Origin of the sequence: Bacillus yapensis, assembly GCF_005280205.1 — a bacterium.
GTDB classification, from domain to species: Bacteria; Bacillota; Bacilli; order Bacillales; family Cytobacillaceae; genus Robertmurraya; species Robertmurraya yapensis.
The window spans coordinates 1-1,495 of record NZ_SUND01000046.1 but is presented as its reverse complement, the minus strand read 5'-3'; the positions used below and the strand labels follow the sequence as shown (position 1 = coordinate 1,495).

General features: G+C 46.4%; 9 tRNA genes and 2 rRNA genes. All 11 read right to left on the bottom strand.

Annotated elements, in window-relative coordinates:
• Positions 1-112, bottom strand: a 16S ribosomal RNA gene (locus FAR12_RS23140); the annotation flags it as partial.
• A 206-nt stretch (positions 113-318) separates the two neighbouring features.
• Positions 319-394 (bottom strand) — tRNA-Ala (locus tag FAR12_RS23135).
• An 18-nt stretch (positions 395-412) separates the two neighbouring features.
• A tRNA-Pro gene (locus tag FAR12_RS23130) sits at positions 413-489 on the bottom strand.
• Positions 490-574: 85 nt separating this feature from the next.
• Positions 575-651 (bottom strand) — tRNA-Arg (locus tag FAR12_RS23125).
• A gap of 75 nt (positions 652-726) precedes the next feature.
• Positions 727-815, bottom strand: a tRNA-Leu gene (locus FAR12_RS23120).
• A gap of 7 nt (positions 816-822) precedes the next feature.
• Positions 823-897: transfer RNA gene (locus FAR12_RS23115), tRNA-Gly, on the bottom strand.
• A 38-nt stretch (positions 898-935) separates the two neighbouring features.
• Positions 936-1,020: transfer RNA gene (locus tag FAR12_RS23110), tRNA-Leu, on the bottom strand.
• A gap of 27 nt (positions 1,021-1,047) precedes the next feature.
• A tRNA-Lys gene (locus FAR12_RS23105) sits at positions 1,048-1,123 on the bottom strand.
• 32 nt (positions 1,124-1,155) lie between these two features.
• Positions 1,156-1,231: transfer RNA gene (locus tag FAR12_RS23100), tRNA-Thr, on the bottom strand.
• Between the two features lie 48 nt (positions 1,232-1,279).
• A tRNA-Val gene (locus tag FAR12_RS23095) sits at positions 1,280-1,352 on the bottom strand.
• Between the two features lie 22 nt (positions 1,353-1,374).
• Positions 1,375-1,491, bottom strand: a 5S ribosomal RNA gene (rrf, locus tag FAR12_RS23090).
• Between the last annotated feature and the right edge of the window lie 4 nt (positions 1,492-1,495).

Here is a 1,495-nt window from a genome sequence, read left to right as displayed (position 1 = left end):
TCACCCGTCCGCCGCTAACATCGAGGAGCAAGCTCCTCTTTGTTCGCTCGACTTGCATGTATTAGGCACGCCGCCAGCGTTCGTCCTGAGCCAGGATCAAACTCTCCAATAAAGAGTAAGATTAGCTCTTAATTTAAAACAAAATAAAACTAACGTTGACGTATGATTTGTTTAGTTTTCAAAGTACAATAATGATTTTTTCCACCAGGAAAAATATCATTCCTTTATTTTCGCGTTAGCAAAAATATCTTATCGCTCAAAGGCGACTTTTACATACTAACAAACTTTCATTAGCATGTCAACACTTTTTTTTAAAAATGGTGGAGCCTAGCGGGATCGAACCGCTGACCTCCTGCGTGCAAGGCAGGCGCTCTCCCAGCTGAGCTAAGGCCCCATGTTTATATTAAGAAAATGGTCGGGAAGACAGGATTCGAACCTGCGACCCCTTGGTCCCAAACCAAGTGCTCTACCAAGCTGAGCTACTTCCCGATTTGATATCAGAGGCCCGACTTAAAAGAGATATTAGCTTTTCAATTCAAACATCTATCTTAATATCGTCATCCAATTTTATAGATGGCGCGCCCGAGAGGAGTCGAACCCCTAACCTTTTGATCCGTAGTCAAACGCTCTATCCAATTGAGCTACGGGCGCATATTGTGTAAAGTGTTTTCACTATCGCGAAAACAAGGAAAGCTTTTTTACCCCACTACATTCGGTAAAAAGCATTGGTGCCGAGGACCGGAATCGAACCGGTACGGTAGTCACCTACCGCAGGATTTTAAGTCCTGTGCGTCTGCCAGTTCCGCCACCCCGGCTAACTGTTGGAGCGGAAGACGGGATTCGAACCCGCGACCCCCACCTTGGCAAGGTGGTGTTCTACCACTGAACTACTTCCGCAACATGGCATAAATTACTTTATTAATTTAAAAAAACTTTGGTGCGGGTGAAGGGAGTCGAACCCCCACGCCTTGCGGCGCTAGATCCTAAGTCTAGTGCGTCTGCCAATTCCGCCACACCCGCATATAAAAGTTTTTGCTTTAAAAAAAATGGTGAGCCATGAAGGACTCGAACCTTCGACCCTCTGATTAAAAGTCAGATGCTCTACCGACTGAGCTAATGGCTCGTACAAGGATTTTTCGCTATCACGAAAAAAACTGGTGCCGGCCAGAGGACTTGAACCCCCAACCTACTGATTACAAGTCAGTTGCTCTACCAATTGAGCTAGGCCGGCAAATAATGAATGTTATTTTACTTTGCTACGCTTCGTAAAAAACATGAGTGGAGGATGACGGGATCGAACCGCCGACCCCCTGCTTGTAAGGCAGGTGCTCTCCCAGCTGAGCTAATCCTCCATATATATAAATTTATTTAATAGCCCGGCAACGTCCTACTCTCACAAGGGGACAGCCCCTAACTACCATCGGCGCTGAGAAGCTTAACTTCCGTGTTCGGTATGGGAACGGGTGTGACCTTCTCGCTATCGCCACCGGACTAT